This window comes from Amycolatopsis sp. DSM 110486 (assembly GCF_019468465.1).
Taxonomy (GTDB): Bacteria; Actinomycetota; Actinomycetes; order Mycobacteriales; family Pseudonocardiaceae; genus Amycolatopsis.
This window is the reverse complement of the sequence record NZ_CP080519.1, coordinates 3,899,655-3,918,423: the sequence shown is the minus strand read 5'-3', so window position 1 is coordinate 3,918,423 and position 18,769 is coordinate 3,899,655. Positions and strand designations below refer to the sequence as shown.

Below are 18,769 nucleotides of genomic sequence, written 5' to 3'. Positions count from 1 at the left end.
CGGTTACGTCGGGTGGCTTTTTTTGCCATGCTTGAACCGTGACCGCCGAATCGGGCACACACACCGGGCGCGAGGACATCGGCCCGCCGGTTTCGTCCCGGACGCCGGAACTCGTGTTGTGCGCCGTCGATGAACCGCTCGCCGCCGCGTGGACCCACGCCCTCGGCCGCCTCGAAACCGAGGCCGCCACGGTCCGGGTGCACCGTGGGTCGGTGCTGGACGTCGTCGCCCAGGCCGTGGTGAGCCCCGCCAACTCCTACGGCTGGATGCGCGGCGGGATCGACGCCGTCTACGCCCTGGCGTTCCCGGGTGTCGAGCAGAGCGTGCGCAGCGCGGTCTTGGCTTCGTACGGCGGAGAACTGCCCATCGGCGAGGCCGTGATCGTGCCCACGGGCGAGGCCGAACCGGCGTGGCTGATCAGCGCGCCGACCATGCGCGCGCCCGGCGAACGGCTACCCGCGGACACCGTGCACCCGTACCTCGCGGCGCGCGCGGTGTTCCTGCAGTGGCAGCACGGGAAGCTCGAGGAAGGGCCGGTGCGCGAGGCCGTGGACACCATCGCGATGCCCGGCTTGGGCACCGGCGTCGGCGGCGTCGACCCGGCCACGTGCGCGCGCCAGGTGGCCGCGGCGTGGGTGGAAGTCTTCGGCCGCCGTCGTAACCCTCGGTGACCGCGTAGGCAACGGTTCGGGCCGCGTGCAGCACATCACAGCGCGTTCACGGGCGGTAGGCCCTACCGTTGATGGAGCGTTACTCGCAAGGTAGTGCCCAGTACGGAGCCAGCGCAGGCGACGGCCGAGGAGTGTGCGATGCCACGGGTCCGTGAACTCAGTCCCTACGTCGAGCTTCACCGGGAACAGTGGCGGGAGCTGCGCAGCTCGACCCCACTGCCCCTGACCGCCGATGAGCTGGTTCGGCTGCGGGGTCTCGGCGAGCAGATCGACCTGGCCGAGGTGGCCGACGTCTACCTGCCGCTGTCGAGACTGATCAACCTGCAGGTCAAAGCCCGGCAACAGCTGTACGAAGCCACCACCACGTTCCTCGGCGAAGAGTGCGTCAGCACGAAGGTGCCGTACGTGATCGGCGTCGCCGGCAGCGTCGCGGTCGGCAAGTCGACCACGGCCCGCATCCTGCGCACGCTGCTCGCCCGCTGGCCGGACCACCCGCGCGTGGACCTCGTGACCACCGACGGGTTCCTGTACTCGCGCGACGAGCTGACCCGCCGCGGCATCATGCACCGCAAGGGCTTCCCGGAAAGCTACGACCGGCGCGCCCTGCTGCGCTTCGTCACCGAGGTGAAATCCGGCGCCGAGCGCGTGTCGGCGCCCGTGTACTCGCACCTCGCGTACGACATCCTGCCCGGCGAGGAACAGGTTGTGGAGCGCCCGGACATCCTCATCATCGAGGGGCTGAACGTCCTGCAGCCCGGCCCGCGCCTGACCGTCTCGGACCTGTTCGACTTCTCCATCTACGTCGACGCGCACACCGACGACATCGAACGCTGGTACGTCGAGCGCTTCCTCAAGCTCCGCCACACCGCGTTCTCCGACCCGGCTTCGCACTTCCACCACTTCGCCGGCCTGGACGACGACGAGGCCCGTGAGGAAGCCCGCCACCTGTGGCGCACGATCAACGAACCGAACCTCATGGAGAACATCAAACCGACCCGCCCTCGGGCCACGCTGGTGCTCCGCAAGGACGCCGACCACTCCATCAACCGCGTGCGCCTGCGCAAGCTCTGACGGCTTCGGGGTCGGCCCTGCGGGTAGGCCCGTCCTTCGGCGCGTCGATGGCTTGTTCGGCGGCTTTGTCGGCGGCTTTGTCACCCACATAGCCCTCACCTGCCCCACACCCTCACCCTCCGCCCCCCGACCTCGGCCGATCGGCCAGTTCGGGGGGCGGCTTCGTAACCAGTTGGCCGATACCGGGCGAGCCTCGTGAAAGCGACCCTGAACAGAAGGGAAATTCGCATCTGACCTGGGAAGGAGGCCCCCGATGTTCTCCATCGTCCTCACGTGGATCGGCGCAGTACTCGGACTGGCCCTCTTCGTCGCCATGGCCGCCAGCACCTTCCTGGTCGACCTGGACGAAGCCATCCGCGAACGCCGCCGCAAGGCCGCCACCGCAGCCGCCACCGTCCCCGTCCCCGCAGTCCCTGGCCAAACCCCAACGGCATAAACAACAAAGCCCCAACCACACCGGCCGGGGCTTTCTTTTATGCTTTTCGCTTTTCCCACCACACAACCGCACCAGATCTACACACTCACCAGCGCACCCAGACCCGGCCCTGCACCTCGATCCCCGCCTTCCACGCGGTCTGGACTATTTGTCAAGGTACTCTTTCCCGCCTTGACAAATAGTCCAGACCGTAGTGACACTAAAAAACGGGGTGCTCCATGCGCTACCCCCAACGCAATGGTGCGCTCCGCGCGCCGAGCCGCGACAACGGCTATTCAACCGCAGTCAACGCCTCCCGATACCCTTCCAAATCATAATCCAACCGATCCTCATCCTCAGCCTCTTCCAGCTGCCCCTCCAGCACAGAGACCAACTCCCCCAAAACCTCTTCCCTCGTCAACCCCTTCTCGATCAACTTCTGGGCCGCCACCCAAACCTCTTCAGGCGAGTCCTCCCAAAGCTGATCCACCACCGACGTCTCCAACGCCAGCCTCAACCCATCAGCACCATCGAACTCGTCATTCGCCAACGATTCGTGATACTCCGGATGCCCACCGATAACCAGCATCCGCCGCTGCTCCGGGTCCGACGGATCCAAATCCGTCAGCTCCTCGTCCCCGATCACCGTGGACAACTCCGGCACAGCAAACCGTCGCCGCTCCACAACCCCCAAAACCTCTTCGGCAGATTCCGTCCCGTCCAGATAATCCGAAACCTCATCCTCTTCGGACTCATCTTCATCGGACAGGTATTCCGCCAAGTACTCCTTCACGTCTTCGACGAGAGCAGCCGAAGCAACCTCCGACAACCCGCCCCGAGCCGCGGCCCAAGAAGCCCACGCCAGCACCACCGGCGGCACGAGATCCTCGTCCTCGACCTCGTACTCCCCACCCAGCAACGACTCCAGGAACCGCGCCAGCTTCTCCGGCCCGACGCGCAGCGGATCCGCCGGCTCCGTCCGGCACCCGTGGTCCACCAGCAGCCGCGCCACCGACCGCGCCGCCTCGACGTCGGCGAACGAAACCTCCCCGAGGAACTCCTCCACGATCGCGTCGCGTCGCGCGTCCGGCCACTCCTCGACACCCCGGCCGGCTGACGGCGCCGGCAACGCCCGCAGCCACGCCATCGCCACGGCGTGGAAGCGCGTGTAGTCCTCGCCGACGTCGGGCTCGTCCATGCCGTCGGTCGCGGCGATGCCGTCGAGCAACAGGCGGTGCGCGTCGGCCGGCTCGACCTTCTCGAGGACCACGAGCTCGCCGTCGTCGGCGATCTGCGTGCGCATCTCGGCCAGGACTTCGTGCGGCTCGTCGATCACCACGAGGTCGCGCACGCGGCCGAGCTCGGTGAAGTCGAGCAGCGCCAGCAGGCCGAGCGTCGCGTCGCCGCGGGAGAACGTGCACAGCAGCGAGGACTCGTCGCCGTAGACGTCGCCGGTCCGCCAGATCTCACCGACGGTCACGCGGCCGACCTCACCGGCCCACTCGGGCTCGGGGATGCCGCGCGAGAGCACCACGGCGAGCGCCTCGGCGGCCGCCGAGCGCTCCTCCTCGGTCTCGGCCAGCACCTTCAGCGCGGCCAGCAGTGCCGCCGCGCCGGGCGTGATCTTGCGCTGCGCGAACGCGATGAGCTCCAGGCCCAGCTGCTCGCCGCCCTCGGGCTCGCCCTCGATCGCGAGGTCCCACCACTGCCCGACCACCTCGGAGGCGAGGAGCTCGACGTCGAACGGGACGGGCTCCGCCGCGACGGCGGAGAAGTCCCGGAGGACGTCCTTGAACAGGCCGTTCACGCTGGGCGTGGCGGGCTGGGGGGTCTTCTTGCGGGCGCGGCTCACCGGACTCATGCGGAACATCGTTGCATCGCTGGTGCGGGCGCGGATCCGCGGGACGCGCGGCCGCGGTGGCCCCGGGCGCGGTATCCGCGACCGGCCAGGGAGCCGGCTGCGAAGAGGGACCACCGCGACGTCGCGGAGAAGAGCTACGTGCGAGGTGTTTCAGCTGGTCAACGAGTCAGGCGCCGGAAGGTTACGCGGTTTCGGCAACGCGATCCGAGCCGCGCGCACTTCCGCGATCAGCCGCGTCTTGCGCCGGTGAACGTTCACCAAGTCGGCCAGGTACCCCGTGAACTCCTCCGCCGTGCCGGCGCGTTTGTGCAGCGTGCGCAGCTTCTTCAGGTGCTTCGCCGCTTCGCGGTAGGCCTGCGGGTCCTTCTGCTCGATGAGCTGCTCGACCTGGCTGCGGTAGACCGGAATCGTCTCGGCCGGGTGCGCGACCTCGCGCGACGCGGCCAGCTCCACACGCAACGCCAGCGACCCACCGAAGCGCACGCACGCGCGCCACGCCTCGTCGGGCCGATCCTCGGCGAGCAGCGCCCGGGCGAGCTCTTCGGCGCCTTCTTCACTGTCGGCCGCGCGCTCCCTCAGCCGCGCGAGGGCCGCGACGCGCTGCACCGACCACACGCCCGCTTCGACGGCCGCCTCGCGCAACGCCGTGTACGTGACGTTGCCCGGCGCCTCGTCGAACTCCTTGCGGCGCAAGGCGACCGTCTCGTCTTCCGGCTCGGGGAGGGTTTGGTGGAGGTTCTGGTGGAGGTTTTGGTGCGTTTTGTGCGGAGTGAGCGCGCGGGCCGCATGCGCGATGGCCTCGCTGTGCCGCCCGGCCGCCCGCAGCACCCGCACGATCTTCAGGCTCACATCCACCCGCGGCGGCTTGGCGGAGAGGATCGCGACCAGCGCGTCCACGTCCCCGCGCACTTCGGCGAGCTCCTCCAGCATGCGCTCCGCGACGTCCCGGCGGTACCCCGTCGGCCCGGCTGTCAGTATTTCGTCCACAGTAGACTTGATCCGCTCAAGTCCCTTTTCCCCCAACGCCTCGGCGAAATCCGCCAGCGCGATCGTCGGCCTTCCGGGCCCGTCGAACTCCACTTCCAGCAGCCACTCGGCCAACTGCTCGACGTCCGGCGGCCGAGCAACACACGCCCGCGCGTACAACTCGACGGCGAAGTCCAGCTTGTCCCCGAGGTCACCGAACGGATCCCCGGACTGCTCCAACACTTCACCGATGTCATCCACGGTCCGCCGCGCGAGCGGCGCCAGGTCCGCCGGACTGCCCGCGTCGAGCAACCGCTCCAAGGTGTCCAGCACGGCGCCCACCTTGGCCGTGTACTCGACGTTGCCGTCCTGCACCGCCGTGTCCAACAGCCGATGCGCCTCAGCCACCTCACCCGATTGAGTGGCGCACCGCAGTTCCAGCGAATGCCGTAACTCAGGGTCACGCCGCGCCTGGGCGTACAGCAGGTCGGCCAGCGTTTCCGCGTCCAACGTACGCAGGTAGGACCGCAGATCCGGGGGAGCACTCACGCGCACCAGTCTGCCGCATGCCGTTCGCCGCGCGTGTGGGCCAACTGCGTGCTCTTTCCGGCCCAACCGGGCACCGCGGGTGACCTGTGGTTCTCGTCGTTTGGTGCTCTGGCGGGCCGGCGTTTGGGGGCTCGGTGCGGCACTGTCTCGCGGGTTGGTTGGGCGCCGTCCGACCGGCCCCGCGAGTTGGCTCGGCGCCGTCGCGACCGGCCCCCTGGGTTGGTTGGGCGGCGTCGCGACCGATCCCCCGGGTCGGCTGGGCGCTATCGCGGCCGATCCCGCCACCCGACCGCGGATCGGGCCGACGCCATCGCGACCCATCCCGTGGCCGGCCTCGCACACCCTCGCCACAGGTCGGATCGGCGCCGCTTCGATTCGATGCCGCGGCCCGGCCCTGCGCCACCATGCGGATCGGTGCGGATCGGTTCGACGCCGTCCCGGGCCGGCTCGCTTGCTCTGCCGCAGCCTTGCATTGCCAAGGCATCGGCGCGTGCCCCGTCACCACGGCACGGATGCCACGCCGCGGACCCAGGACTATGCCGTGCCTGCGCTCAGCGGGACGCCGCGCCGCTTCGTGCTGCCGCGGCCCTGTGCCGCGGCGCTGAGCGTTGCCGCAGCTCCGCGCTTCGCTCGGGCTCCAGGGATTGCTGCGCCACCGTGCTCCGCCGCAGTTCCGAGCGTTGCCGCGACTCCGTCTCCTGCCCGATCCCAAGCTCCACCTCGGCCTGCCGCAGCTCCGCGGCTTTCCGCGCCACTGCTGCCCGCCCCAGTGCGAGCCGCCGCGGGTCCGTGAGCCAGTCGGCGAGCCGAATCGCCACCGCCATCACCACGCCGGCGAACACCACGATCGCCGCCCCGCCGGCGAGCGCCCCGCCCAGAGTCCGGTGAGCGTGATAAACCGTCATCTGCACCGCGAAGTTGTTCTGCTGCGCGAAGAGCTCCCCCAACCCACGTCCCGCAACCGCCGTCGCCGCGCGCCACGTCGGCATCGCGACCGGCAGCGGCGCCGCGTCGGCGAAGGCGTTCTCGACCGCCGTCAGCGTGCTCCAGTCCTCTCCGCGAACGAGCGCTTCGTACCGCTCCCGACCACTCTGCGTGAGCCTGCCCGCCGCGCTCGCGAGCGTCGTCCGGTACCCGCCCACCGCGTCCGTGAAGAGCCGCCGCGTGGTCCCATCGAGCCCCGCCAGCGCGAGAGAATCCGCTCGGTACAAACCTTCGGTCGCCACCAGCAGATCCACGGCCGTGTTCTGCTGGTACGCCGTCTCCGCATCCGGCGCCGCACGGGTGAGCTCTCGCAGGCCGGCGAGGGCGTCGTCGATACGCTGCGTATAGCTGACGTACTCAGCCAGCCGGTCGCCCGCGAGCAGCGCGTTGCCCCGCCGCTCCTGCAACCCCACCACGGTTCGCGTCACGTCGTTCGACGCCCGCGCCGTCTCATCCGCCAGCCCGCGCACGCGATTCGCCTGCTGCACCAGGAAAATCCCAATCACCAACGCCACCAGCACCAGCGCCGCACCGGGCACGAACGCGATCAGGACCACGCGCCTGCGCAGGTACTCCACGGCCCTTCCTTCCGCTTTTCCCCAACCCGGCCAACCACGCTAGGGAAACCACGGCGCGAGGGTCAACGCAAGTCCGCCATACGGCCGTTAGCCCACCGTGACCGCCGTGGTACGCAATCTCCCGTGACTCTCGACGCGCTCACCCAACGCCTCCGCGACTTCGCCTCCGCCCGCGACTGGGAACCGTTCCACCACCCGAAGAACCTCGTCATGGCCCTCTCCGGCGAAGTCGGCGAGCTCATCTCCCTCTTCCAGTGGCTCACCCCAGAAGAGGCCCGCGAATACCGGTCCGACCCGACCCTGACCACCAACGTCCGCGACGAAATCGCCGACGTCCTCCTCTACCTGATCCAACTCGCAGACACCCTGGACATCGACCTCCTCGAAGTGGGCAACGCGAAGGTCGACCGCAACGAGACCCGCTTCCCGCCCGTGCAGCGCTGATCAGCCGGCGCGGCTCGTCGACGGTCTGCTCGTCGTCACCACCTGCTGCGCCGGCTGTGTCTCGGGCGGGCGCAGGAACGCGACCAGCAGCAGAGCCGCGACGGCCACCACCAAGGCCGCGAACACGACGATCCGCATCAGGCCGGCCGGTGGCGCAGGCAGAGGACCAGCCCGGCGGACGCAGCAGCCGCGATCAACGCACCCGCGGCGACCAGGAACGAATATTCGCCAAATGGGGATATCGACGTTTCCAGAATTGCGCCCACCGGATTTCCCGGTTCCGCCTGCGCTACGGCAGAGGCGACCACGATGAGCCCCGCGACCAGGGCGAACGGACCAATTACACGGCGAAAGCGAGCCAACAGGAAAACCTTCCGAAGAGTCCGGCGAAGCGATGTCGGGCATATCGCCGTGCCGCCGGAACCGTTACGGATCAATTCCGAACGATTTCCCGCGGCAACCTGATCGGGTGCATCCGGTGATTTTCCGCCGCGCCGCCATCCCGCCGACAACGCGCCCCGACGTGTCCTCGGGCACCAGCACCGGCAACGGCCGCCCCGAAGCCGTAACCTCGGGGTATGCCGATCCAGGTGCTGCTCGTCGACGACCACGAACTGGTCCGCCGCGGCCTGCGCGACCTGTTGGGCGACGAGGCGGACATCGAGGTGGTCGCCGAGGCCGGGGGCGTCGAGGAGGCGCTGGCCGTCGCGATGCACGTGGAGCCGGACGTCGCGGTGGTCGACGTCCGCCTCGGCGACGGCGACGGCATCACCCTGTGCCGCGAGCTGCGCTCCAAGCCCAACCCGCCGGCCTGCCTCATGCTCACCGCCTTCGACGACGAGGAGGCCATGGTCGGCGCGATCATGGCGGGCGCGGCGGGCTATCTGCTCAAGCAGGTGCGTGGCCAGGACGTGGTCAACGCCGTCCGCGAGGTCGCCGCCGGCCACTCCCTGCTCGACCCCGTCTCCACGGCCCGCGTGCTCGATAAACTGCGCCACCCGCCCACCGACGACCTCGCCGCCCTCACCGACCGCGAGCGCGACGTCCTGGAGCTCATCGGCCAGGGCATGTCCAACCGCGAAATCGCCGAACGCCTCTTCCTGGCCGAAAAAACGGTCAAGAACTACGTCACCTCGGTCCTCGCCAAGCTCGGCATGCAACGCCGCACCCAAGCCGCCGCCTGGATCGCCCGCCGCGGCAAGTGATGCCCGAAAACGCATACCCCCCCCCCGTCGTTCCGGCCGAAAGTCCCCGCCGATCCGGCGTATGACCACTGGCTGACCTACCGCGTCGAACGCCGGATCCTCGTGGTGACGCGCACGGCCACCACCGTGACGCGGCTGCTGGACATCCTGTCGCTGCTGGAAGACGACCACCGCGTGCAGGTCGTGTTCACGTTCGACGACCGGCGGCGAGCGGTGTTCGGCGCGGGCCTGGCGGAGTTCCTGGCCGGGCTCGAGGCGCTCGTCCTGCCGTGGGACCAGGCCTTGGCGACCACCTTCGACCTGGCCATCGCCGCGAGCGAGAACGACGACCTGGCCGAGCTGAAGTGCCCGGTGCTGCTCGTGCCGCACGGGATCGGGCACCAGAAGTACTACCCGCGCACGAAAACGATCTCCGGGCTCAACCCCGAGCGCCTGCACGGTGATCGCCTCCGGATCGGGCTCTCCCACGGCAACCAGCTGAGCCACGTCCCCGAACATCGCCGGCGGGCCGTCGTGATCGGGGATCCGTGCCACGACCGGATGCTGGCCAGCGTCCACCGCGTGCCGCACTTCAGGCGGGTGCTGGGTGCCGCGGACCGCACGCACGTCGTGCTGGCGTCGACGTGGGGACCGCAGTCGCTGATCGGCTCGGATCCGCAGCTGCCGCACCGGTTTCTGGCCGAACTGCCGCTCGACGAGTACCGCGTGAGCCTCGTGCTGCACCCCGGCGTGTGGTCGGCGCACAGCGCGTTGCAGGTGCGCGCTGTCCTGGCGTCCGCGAGACGCAGTGGGCTCGCGGTGATCCCCCCGCAACGTGGCTGGCAGGCGACGGTCCTATCGGCCGGCTGTGTGGTCTCCGACTGCGGTTCGATGCCGCTGTACGCCACAGCTGCCGGTGTGCCCGTGGTGATGGCGAGCCCGGTCGCCGACACCGTCGTGGCCGGTTCGCCGCTCGCTGATCTGGTGGCGCGGGCGCCGCGGCTGGACGAACGCCCGCTCGCCGACCAGCTGGCGGCCGCGATCACGAACGGTCCCATCGACGGTCCGGCCGCCGAAGCTGTCGAGTACCCGGGCAAGTGCGCGGAGCTCCTTCGAGCGCTGTTGTACGACCTGCTGGACCTGCCGGAACCCGCGCGCCCCGCCGCGTTTCCGCCGGTCGACGACCCCACACCGGAGTTCCAGACGCCGGCCGCGCTGCGCGTGAGCGTCCAGGCCGACGGTGCTGACCTGGTCGTTCGCCGCTTTCCCGCCGCCGTCCCCCAGCTGGGTGGGCCACTGCCGGGCCAGCACGTCGTCGCCCACGCCGAACTCGCCACCCTCGCCGAACTCGAGGGTGCGGCCGTCGTCCACCACGAGCTGGGTCGCGACTTCGCCGGCTGGGCCGCCGACACCGCACGACGTCGCCCGAACGCCCGGCTCTTCGCCGAAACCGCAGCCGGCTTGTGTCGCGTGTGGACGGACGGGGTGACCACCGACCTCCGCACCACCGCGGACGTCGATCCGCTGCTGCTGGCGTCAGCGGCCCAGTGGCGCACGGTGCGGCGCCTGCCGTTGACGGATCTGCGGGTACGCGTCGGCGACCGGACGATCTGATTACGCGGGCAAGCCGTACCAAAGCTTGTGGTACAGGCGTTCCCGCCGCGGGTGCCGCGACGCCTCGTACCGCTGCCACACGCCGGACCAGTGCTGACGCGCGAGGTCGTGGCCGCCGGCGCGCCACGCGGCGTCGCCGATCGCTTCGCCGAACTCCAGGTCGTACTGGTTGCTGCCGGCGCCGTTGGCCAGCCGCCACGCTTCCGGAAGCAGTGCGAGCGCGTCGGCCGGCCGGCGCGTCTCGGCGAACACCTTCGCCCGCACGAGCCAGACCTGCGCCCGGTCACGGTCGTGCCTGGCGAGGGTGTGGTTTTCGGCTTCGTGCAGCAACTCCAGCGCTTCCGGGAACTGCTTCAGGGAGACGAGGACGTTGGCCAGCATTCGGGCGTGCAGGCCGCGGCCGCGGTGCGGTCCGCCGCCGGCGCTGAGGCCGCGGGTGATCTCAAGCGCGGCGCGGTAGCACGTCTCGGCCTCGGCGAGCTGCCCCTGTTCGCGGTGGAACAGACCACGGAACTCCAGCACCGACGCCGAAAGTTCCGGGTTCGGCTCCGGTAGTTTCAGCATGGCGTCGTTCGCCCGCTCGAACGCGCGCGCCGCTCGGTCGAACTCACCGACCAGCGAGAGGATCCGCCCGTACATGCTGATCATCCGGGCTTCGAGCGCCGGCGCCGGGTTGGTCCTGAGCCCGCGGTCGAGGATCGCTTCGAGGTCCCGGTGCAGCCCGCGGTGGAGGCCGACGACCTCGATCGCGCCGCAGATCTGCGTGAGCTCGCGGTGGAAGCCGGCGTCGAGTGCGGCGCCGGCCAGGGCCCGGTACGTCGGGAGCTCGGCCACGAGCCAGTCGACCTCATGCCGTTCGAAATCGTGGATTTCGGTGCCAGGAGGGAGATTCGTGTCGTAGAGGCGCAGCCGCTCCGGGCCCGATTTCTGGAAATCGGCCTGCACGGCGCGTGAAGCGTAGAAGCGGACGAGCCGGGCGAACGCTTCTTCGGTCCCGCTCGTGTTCCCGGTCCGGCGCACGGCCTGGCGAGCCTGGCTGCCGAGCCGCAGCCGACCGTCCGCGTCCCTGGTCACGAACACTTGTGCGTGCAGTTCGGCTAGCAGCGCCGGGACCTGGGACTTCGGCCGCCCGGAGATCGCCACCGCGACTTCGTTCGTAAAGCTCGGTCCGGGAAACACCGTGAGCAGCCGGCACAGCTCGGCGGCGCCGTCGGACAGCCCCGCCAGCGCCTCGTCGTACGCGTGGCTCACGGGTCCGAGCGAGCCGCCGCCCTCGAGCTCGGTCGCGACGGCCGCCAGTGGCCGAGGCGTCACCGCGGCGAAAGACCGCACTCGGTTCGCGGCCACGACCAGTGCCGCGGGGACACGGTCGCACTGGGCCAGGAGTTTCTGCGCGCCTTCGGGATCGCTGTGCACGAGCTGCTGCGAACAGATCGCTTCGAGCAGCTGCCGGTCGGCGCCGTCCTCGAGCTGGCCGAGCGGGACGGGCGCGAAGCGGAGGAGAAAGTCGTCTTCCGGGGCCGACGTCAGGGCCAGCACCAGGCTCATCGGCGCCGCCGGGACGAGACCGTTGAGCTCTTCGGCGCTTTCGACGTCGTCGAAGACCACGAGCAGCCGCAGGGGCTGGAGCACCTCGTCGTACTGGACGGCGAGGTCGTCGTCGGCCGTGCTGAGCACCTCGATGCCCAGGCGGGACAGGATGAACGCCTTGATCCGGTTGCGGCCCAGCGATCCGCCCGGGCCGTCGCGGAAGTCGGCGAGGTTCACCAGCAGCGCGCCGTCGGGGTAGGAAGACTTGCTGTGCACCGCGAAGTGCTCGGCCGCGGCGGTCTTGCCGATGCCGGACGGGCCCGTCAACAGAGCGGTGCCGGTGCGGCCGCTCAGCTGCTGCCACACCGCGACCCGGTCGACGAACAGCGGCGACCGGGGGACGATCCGCGGCGGGTTCCCGGTTGTCGTCAGGTCCACTTCGGCCAGAGCTTTGAGCTGGTGGATGGCCTCGGGGTTCTCGGCGAGAAGCCGCTCCACGGCCTTCTCGAGCGCGGCGGGATCGTTGCTCAGCCGGCGGGTCAGGCGGCCCCACAGGTACTCGCCGACCTTGCTGCCGACGGTGAACGCCAGCCCGACGGATTGCTTGACGAGCTCGGCGATCAGCACGTCGTCGCTCACGTGTCTCCCCCTCATGAGTCCTGCGGTCCACGCTAGCAGCGAGCGCGAAGGTCGTCACTGTCCGTGAAAGGGCTGGTCTGCACCAGAACCAGCCGAGTGGCCGATGGACGACCGGGATCCGTCACGGTCGGCCACGGAGGATTCGGTAAGGATCTTTCGGATTCACCCCATCGTGAGTCGAATGGGTGTTCGATCGCCGGTAGACTCGTCACCGGGTGAAAGCGAGCGGAGACTCGCGATGCTGGGGTGTTGGTCGATGTCGAACGGGATGCCGTACGTGCCCGTCGGAGAGGAAGGAGCGGCTCACATGACGCGTGAAGGCTGAAGCCGGATCAACGCGCTGTGGGTGGCGGTCGCGCACGGGCGACTAGTCCAGAGGGAGATCGAAGGCGACGAGTGTGCCGAGACTCGGTGAGGAGTTGATGAAGAACTTCCCGCCGGCGGTGTCGGCGCGTTCGGCCAGGTGACGCAGGCCCCGGGTGGCGACGCCTTGGGGCACGCCGGATCCGTTGTCGCGCACGCGGAGTTTCACGCCGTCGCGGTCACGGGTCAGTGACACGCGCGTCTCGCTCGCGCCGGAGTGGCGGACCACATTGGACAGTGCTTCGCGCAGTGCCGCGCGGATGTGGTCGGCGCTCGCGGCGGGGATGTCGGCGAACTCGCCGGAGAGCTCGAGGGTCGGCGGGTAGCCGAGGAGTTCGCCGGCGATGCGGACTTCACCGCGGGCGGACTCGGCGAGGTCGGTCGGTGTGCCGATGTCATGACGCGGCTCGGGTGAGCGCAAGGCTCGCACGGTGCCGCGGATTTCCTCGATGGTCTGGTCGAGCTGGTCGATGGCGTCGGACAGCCGCGCGCCGTCGGCTTGGGCGAAGCGCTTGCGCATGTTGCGGCGCACACGGTCGAGCTGCATGCCGGCGCCGTAGAGGCGTTGCACGATCACGTCGTGCAGCTCGCGGGCGATGCGTTCGCGCTCTTGGTAGAGCGTCACGCGGTGGCGTGCGTTGGCGCCCTCGGCGAGCGCGAGCACGACGCCCGCCTGTGCGGCGAACGCCACGAGCATCTCGACGGTCCCCGCGGAGAACGGCTCGCGGCCCTGCAGGCGGTAGACCGTGAGCGCGCCCAGGACCCGGCCGCCGGAGCCGAACGGTGCGGCGGCGAAGGGGCCGAAGCCACGGAGCTCGTCGGGCACGAAGGGTGCGGTGCGCGGGTCGACGACGAAGTTGTCGCTGACCACCGGCTCGCCCCCGCGAGCGACGCGGCCGGCGGCGGAGTCGGCGGGCAAGGTCAGGCCCTGCAGCGCGCGGCCGGCGCCGCCGGGGTCAACGGCGGCTTCGACCACAACCTGCCCGTCGTCGGCGCTGACCATGGCCAGGCCAAGGTCGGCGTCGGCCAGCTCGGCGGCGCGGATCACGACGGTGTCCAGCACGGCCTCGGGGTCGTCCCCGGACAACGCGGTGCTGGTGATCTCGGTGGCAGCGGACAACGCCCGCGCGGCAAGTGTCGGGTCCATGAGCAACACCGACCCTAGCGCGTGCTTGCGGCCCTGACCCCGAATCGTGACCGTCACCAATCACCCCTCGCGGCCGGTACCGCTTGCTTCTCGAGCACCTGGCCGCCGCGGACCTCAAGGACGACGTCGGCGTCGAGCTGCTCGTCGAGGCTGTGGGTGACGTGTACGACGGTGCGGCCGGCGAGCTCGGCACGCAGCGTGGCGCGCAGGGCGCGAGCGGTCCGTTCGTCGAGGTGCGCCGTGGGCTCGTCGAGCAGCACGAGGTCGGCGGCCGGCGCCGCCAGCAACGCCCGTGCCAGCGCGACGCGCTGGGCCTGGCCACCGGAAAGCCCGGTGCCGGCGCTGTCGAGGACAGTCGCCGCGTCGAGCTCCGGCAATTGCGCGAGGTCGAGCGCTCGGCGGACGTCCTCGTCGGTCGCCCGGGGATCCGCGAGCCGCAGGTTCTCCGCCACGCTCGTCGACACCAGCATCGCCTCCTGCGGCGCCCACGACACCCGTCCGGGCACCGCGACCTCCCCCACGCGCGGCTCCAGGAACCCCAGCAACGCCGCCACCAACGTCGACTTCCCCGCCCCGCTCGGCCCCACCACGGCGACGTAGGTTCCGGGCTCGATGTCGAGCGTCACGTCGGTGAGCACGGTTTCGCCACCGGGCCAGCCGAGGTCGGCGCCACGAAGCCGCACGGCGCTCGGTCCTGGCTCGGGCGCGTCGCCGACCCCCTTCCCGGGGCGCGCAGCACGGCCGAACGGCGCCGGCTTCGACGCGATCGTGGTCTTGAGGCGCTGCCGCTCTTCGCCGGCTCGCACTTGCGCCAAACCTCCCGCGCTGGCGGAGTTGGCCTGTGCCGAGGCGGACGCCAGGTGCAATCCAGCCGACCGCAGTGCTTCGCCGGGCAGCTCCGGCTCTGATCCGGCAGCTGTGTCGAGGTCGCCCAGGCGGAGGCGGGCAGCGCGCAGCGTGTCCCAGTGGGTAGCGGCCGGTGGCAGCAGCGAGAGGACTTCGGCGAGGGCCAAGGGGACCAGCGCCAGCAGTGGAGCCATGACCCCCGACAGGTGGCCGGACGCGACGGCCGGCGCGGCGAGCAGCGTGCTGCCCACGGCAGCGGCCCCGGTGGCCAGGACGATCAGGGCATCGGCCGCGCCGGCTCCGAAGGCTTGGCGGCGGGTGGCGGCGGTCAGCCGGGCGTCGGTCGCGAGCAGCGAACGGCGGCGCGCGGTCGCGGTGCCGTAAGCGATCAGCTCGGCCGCCGAGGTGAACAACACGAGGACCCGCGCGGCGACGTCGCGGCGCCCGGCGGCGAGGGCGGCCGTCGCGTGGCGCTCGGCCAGGAGGGCCAGCCGGGGCGCGACGAGACCGACCACCACGGCCGCGGCGAGGAGCAGGCCGGCGGACGGAAGGACGACCGTCTGCACCGTGATCGCGCCCACGGCGACAAGCCCGACGACGACCGGCGGCGAGACCACGCGGGGCAGCAGGTCGCGGATGGTGTCGACGTCGGTGACAAGGCGGCGCTGGCCCTCGCCGGCCGCCAAAGCGCGCGCCGGGCCGAGGCGGACGAGCGAGTCCCACAGCCGGACGCGCAGCCGCCCGGCGATGCGGAACGCGGCGTCGTGCGTGACAAGACGTTCGGCGTAGCGCAGAGCCGCGCGCCCGAGCCCGAATGCGCGCACGCCGACGACCGCCACGGTCAGCGTCAAGATCGGCGGCTGCAACGAAGCCTTCGCGATCAGCCACCCCGAAGTCGCCGTGAGCGCAACGCCCGCCAACAGCGCCACGGCACCCAGCACGGCTCCGAAAAACAGCCGACGGTCGAGCAAGAACCGCCACGGCACCGGCCGACCGGACCCCACCGTGCTGGCGGACGTGGTGCCGGACAACGGCTTCTCATCCGCCACCGCCACCGCCGCCGACCGCTCGTGCGCCGCGATGATCGCCGCCGCCCCACCCGCCACGGCCCGCTCGACGGCGCCCATCACGCGCCGGGCGTTGACCTCGTCGAGGTGGGCCGTCGGCTCGTCGAGCAACAGCAGCCACGCGCCCGCCCGCACCCTCACCAACGCCCGCGCGACCGCCACACGCTGCCGCTGCCCCAACGACAGCTGCCCGACGGGCCGGTCCCCCAACCCCGACAACCCGAGCTCCGCCAGCACCACATCGACAACATCAGCCGCGCCGACCGAGGCAGCACCGACCGCGCCGGCTTCTTCAGAGCCAACCTGGGCGGCTCCGACACGTCCAGCCGCACGCACCGCAGACCCAACCGCGCCCGAGCCGACAACGGAGTCACCTGCAGGCGAATCGACGAAACCCGGGGCCGCGCCGAGCCCGGGGCCAGCGCCAGCCGCGCCCGTCACCTCCTCACGAACGGTCCCGTCGCTGAACACCGGCGACTGCGGCACCCACGCGACATCCGCGCGCCAGCGGTCCACATCCACCGAGGCCAGGGGGACGTCGCCGAGGGTAATGGTGCCGTCGTAGGTGGGGAGGAAGCCAAGGAGGGCGGCGAGGGTGGTGGATTTGCCGCCGCCGCTGGGGGCGCGGAGCCAGGTCGTTTGGCCTCGGCGCGCGGAGAACGAGGAGCCAGCAGGGGCGAAGCCGCCGCGGCGAGCGATGCTTAGGTTGGACACAGTGAGTTGTCCACGGGGCGGAACGCGCGTGCCGAAGTGCGGGGCCGGCTCGGCCAGGACGTCGGTGACGCGGCGGACCGCCTCGACGCCGTCTTCGCTGGAGTGGAAAGCCGCGCCCACCGCGCGCAGGGGCTGGTAGCACTCGGGGACCAGGATCAGCACGCCGAGCCCGATGGCCAGGGGCAACGAGCCCGACACCAGCCGCACGCCGATCACGACCGCGACCAGGGCCACGGACAACGTGGCGACCAGTTCGAGCACGAAAGCCGACGAGAACGCGACCCGCAAAGTCTTCAACGTCGCGCGGCGGTGGCGTTCCGAGACGCGGGCCACGGTCGCCGACTGCGCGTCCGCGCGGCGGAACGCCGTGAGCACCGGCAGAGCACGCACCAATTCCAGCAGCAGCCCCGACATCCGGTGCACGGCGTCCGTCGCGCCTGCCACGCGGTCGGCCGTGAACTTGCCGACCAGCACAGCGAAAACCGGCAGCAAGGGCACCGTCACCAGCACGATCACCGCCGACGGCCAATCCATCCACAGGATCGCCGCGCCGGCCGCGAGGGGGACCACCGCGGCCGTCACCAAGGCCGGCAAGTATTCGCGGAAGTAGGCGTCGAGCGCGTCCAAGCCGCGGGTCACGAGCTCCGTCAGCGAGGCGTCGCCGCGACGGGCCAGCCACTCCGGGCCCAGCCGCAGAGCGTGGGAGACGACGCGGGCGCGCAGGTCCTGCTGCGCCGTCGCCGCGGCGCGCGCCGAGACCACCCGCACCGCCCAGCCGGTGAACGCCCGGCCCGCGACGAGCGCGAACAGAGCGGCCAGCTGGGCGGTGCGGCCCCCGATCCCTGTGGAGACGATGGACGCGAGCACGTCGGCCAAGAGAAACGCTTGCGCCACAAGGAAAACAGCGTTGGCGAACGAGAGCGCCGTCACGAGGAGCAGCGCCCGGCGCGCGGCCGGCCCGAGAGCCGAGAGCGCGCCGAGCGGCCCCTTGCCCGGCCGCACCTGGTCCACTGTGGACCTCGGGGCGGAAAGGGTGGTGCGGCCGGGAAGCGTGATCACGGTGCGTGCACCGCCGGGATGTGCTGGACGCCGATGCGCCTGCGGAAAACCCAGTAGGTCCAACCTTGGTAGATGAGCACAGCCGGCGCGCCGAACGCGGCGACCCACGTGATCACCTTCAGCGCGTACGGGCTCGCGGCGGCCTGTGCGATGGTCAGCGAGTTGGCCGGATCCCCCGTCGACGGCAGCACGTTCGGGTACAGCGCCCCGAACATCGTCACCGCGGCAGCCGCGATCACCACGCCGAGCGCGGCGAACGCCTGCCCGTCGCGGTCCGCGCGCAGCCGCAGCCACGCGACGATTGCGGCAACCACGCTGACCACAAGCGCGACCAACGTCCACACCTGCCCAGCGCGTACCTGCACCACGATGAGGAACGCGACCAGCGGCAGCAACGCCACCGGCAGCAGCCGCAACGCCAGCACCCGCGCCCGTTCCCGCATCGAGCCCGACGTCTTCAGCGCCAGGAACGCCGCCCCGTGCACCAGCGAGAACCCGACCACGGCGAGCGCGCCCAGCAGCGTGTCCCACCGCACGGCCTCGAACGGCGTGCCGACGCGGTTGCCTTCGGCGTCGAGCGGCAGCCCGAGCACGGTCGTCGCGAGCAGCAGCCCGACACCCAGCGGCGGGATCCACGAGCCGACCATGATCACGCGGTCCCACGTGCGCCGCCAGCGTTCGGAGTCGACCTTGCCGCGGTACTCGAACGCGACCCCGCGCCCGATCAGCGCCAGCAGCACGAGCAGCAACGGTAGGTAAGCGCCCGAAAACAGCGTCGCGTACCAATCGGGGAACGCGGCGAACGTGGCGCCGGCCGCGACGATCAGCCACACCTCGTTGCCGTCCCATACCGGCCCGATGGTGTTGACCATGACGCGCCGCTCGGTGTTGTCGCGCCCGAGCACGGGCAGCAGCATCCCGACGCCGAAGTCGAAGCCCTCGAGGAACAGGTACCCGAGCCAGAACAGCGCGATGATCCCGAACCACACCAGCTGGAGCGTTGTCATAACTCATCCCCAAAATCGCCCTGAGTTATCCACAACCCATCGAGTTGTCCACAGATCAGC

At 70.6% G+C, this 18,769-nt stretch carries 15 protein-coding genes; 6 read left to right on the top strand and 9 right to left on the bottom strand.

Going from position 1 to position 18,769, the window contains the following annotated elements:
- Positions 1-38: 38 nt before the first annotated feature.
- From K1T34_RS18970 to K1T34_RS18960, 3 genes are all read left to right on the top strand, one after another.
- Positions 39-671 (top strand): macro domain-containing protein, encoded by a 633-nt coding sequence (locus K1T34_RS18970; RefSeq protein WP_220245574.1) that lies wholly within the window; start codon positions 39-41, stop codon positions 669-671.
- 138 nt (positions 672-809) lie between these two features.
- On the top strand, positions 810-1,742 hold the full coding sequence (coaA, locus tag K1T34_RS18965) for a type I pantothenate kinase (RefSeq protein ID WP_220245573.1): 933 nt from the start codon (positions 810-812) through the stop codon (positions 1,740-1,742).
- Positions 1,743-1,995: 253 nt separating this feature from the next.
- Positions 1,996-2,178 carry a hypothetical protein gene (locus tag K1T34_RS18960; RefSeq protein WP_220245572.1) on the top strand — a complete coding sequence of 61 codons (183 nt, stop codon included), beginning with the start codon at positions 1,996-1,998 and terminating at the stop codon, positions 2,176-2,178.
- Between the two features lie 271 nt (positions 2,179-2,449).
- On the opposite strand, the gene K1T34_RS18955 is transcribed toward K1T34_RS18960, so the two are convergent.
- The 3 genes from K1T34_RS18955 to K1T34_RS18945 all read right to left on the bottom strand — a co-directional run bounded on the left by K1T34_RS18955 (position 2,450) and on the right by K1T34_RS18945 (position 7,095).
- Entirely contained in the window at positions 2,450-4,018 is a 1,569-nt protein-coding gene (locus K1T34_RS18955; protein ID WP_220245571.1) for a hypothetical protein, read from the bottom strand.
- A 150-nt stretch (positions 4,019-4,168) separates the two neighbouring features.
- Positions 4,169-5,533 (bottom strand): hypothetical protein, encoded by a 1,365-nt coding sequence (locus K1T34_RS18950; RefSeq protein ID WP_255638581.1) that lies wholly within the window; start codon positions 5,531-5,533, stop codon positions 4,169-4,171.
- Between the two features lie 551 nt (positions 5,534-6,084).
- The gene (locus K1T34_RS18945) at positions 6,085-7,095 is read right to left on the bottom strand and encodes a nitrate- and nitrite sensing domain-containing protein (protein ID WP_220245570.1); all 1,011 of its coding nucleotides are present in this window, start codon (positions 7,093-7,095) and stop codon (positions 6,085-6,087) included.
- A gap of 123 nt (positions 7,096-7,218) precedes the next feature.
- Here K1T34_RS18945 and K1T34_RS18940 point away from each other — a divergent pair, with 123 nt between their 5' ends.
- Positions 7,219-7,539 carry a nucleotide pyrophosphohydrolase gene (locus K1T34_RS18940; RefSeq protein WP_220245569.1) on the top strand — a complete coding sequence of 107 codons (321 nt, stop codon included), beginning with the start codon at positions 7,219-7,221 and terminating at the stop codon, positions 7,537-7,539.
- Here the strand turns inward: K1T34_RS18940 and K1T34_RS18935 are convergent, their stop codons facing one another.
- Positions 7,540-7,677, bottom strand: a complete 138-nt coding sequence (locus K1T34_RS18935) for a hypothetical protein (protein ID WP_220245568.1) — start codon at positions 7,675-7,677, stop codon at positions 7,540-7,542.
- Positions 7,677-7,976 (bottom strand): hypothetical protein, encoded by a 300-nt coding sequence (locus K1T34_RS18930; protein ID WP_220245567.1) that lies wholly within the window; start codon positions 7,974-7,976, stop codon positions 7,677-7,679. Before K1T34_RS18930 ends, K1T34_RS18935 begins: the two co-directional genes overlap by 1 nt.
- Positions 7,977-8,117: 141 nt before the next feature.
- On the opposite strand from K1T34_RS18930, the gene K1T34_RS18925 reads away from it, so the two are divergent.
- Positions 8,118-8,744: a response regulator transcription factor gene (locus tag K1T34_RS18925; protein ID WP_220245566.1), complete on the top strand. Its 627-nt coding sequence runs from the start codon at positions 8,118-8,120 to the stop codon at positions 8,742-8,744.
- Between the two features lie 105 nt (positions 8,745-8,849).
- Positions 8,850-10,337 carry a hypothetical protein gene (locus K1T34_RS18920; protein ID WP_220245565.1) on the top strand — a complete coding sequence of 496 codons (1,488 nt, stop codon included), beginning with the start codon at positions 8,850-8,852 and terminating at the stop codon, positions 10,335-10,337.
- Here K1T34_RS18920 and K1T34_RS18915 read toward each other — a convergent pair whose 3' ends face one another.
- The 4 genes from K1T34_RS18915 to cydB form a co-directional block, all read right to left on the bottom strand.
- Complete coding sequence (locus K1T34_RS18915) at positions 10,338-12,506, bottom strand: tetratricopeptide repeat protein (protein ID WP_220245564.1); 2,169 nt, start codon at positions 12,504-12,506, stop codon at positions 10,338-10,340.
- A 367-nt stretch (positions 12,507-12,873) separates the two neighbouring features.
- Entirely contained in the window at positions 12,874-14,016 is a 1,143-nt protein-coding gene (locus K1T34_RS18910) for a GAF domain-containing protein (protein ID WP_220245563.1), read from the bottom strand.
- A 53-nt stretch (positions 14,017-14,069) separates the two neighbouring features.
- Complete coding sequence (locus tag K1T34_RS18905; protein WP_220245562.1) at positions 14,070-17,702, bottom strand: ATP-binding cassette domain-containing protein; 3,633 nt, start codon at positions 17,700-17,702, stop codon at positions 14,070-14,072.
- Positions 17,699-18,709, bottom strand: coding sequence for a cytochrome d ubiquinol oxidase subunit II (cydB, locus tag K1T34_RS18900; RefSeq protein ID WP_220245561.1), 1,011 nt, complete (start codon positions 18,707-18,709; stop codon positions 17,699-17,701). The genes K1T34_RS18905 and cydB overlap by 4 nt, the downstream gene beginning before the upstream one ends.
- Positions 18,710-18,769 lie beyond the last annotated feature (60 nt).

Excerpts from the sequence above, each read along its gene's own strand:
- cydB (WP_220245561.1), bottom strand. The coding sequence starts at position 18,709 with ATGACAACGCTCCAGCTGGTGTGGTTCGGGATCATCGCGCTGTTCTGG.
- K1T34_RS18910 (WP_220245563.1), bottom strand. The coding sequence starts at position 14,016 with ATGGACCCGACACTTGCCGCGCGGGCGTTGTCCGCTGCCACCGAGATC.
- coaA (WP_220245573.1), top strand. The coding sequence starts at position 810 with ATGCCACGGGTCCGTGAACTCAGTCCCTACGTCGAGCTTCACCGGGAA.
- K1T34_RS18955 (WP_220245571.1), bottom strand. The coding sequence starts at position 4,018 with ATGAGTCCGGTGAGCCGCGCCCGCAAGAAGACCCCCCAGCCCGCCACG.
- K1T34_RS18925 (WP_220245566.1), top strand. The coding sequence starts at position 8,118 with ATGCCGATCCAGGTGCTGCTCGTCGACGACCACGAACTGGTCCGCCGC.
- K1T34_RS18960 (WP_220245572.1), top strand. The coding sequence starts at position 1,996 with ATGTTCTCCATCGTCCTCACGTGGATCGGCGCAGTACTCGGACTGGCC.
- K1T34_RS18935 (WP_220245568.1), bottom strand. The coding sequence starts at position 7,677 with ATGCGGATCGTCGTGTTCGCGGCCTTGGTGGTGGCCGTCGCGGCTCTG.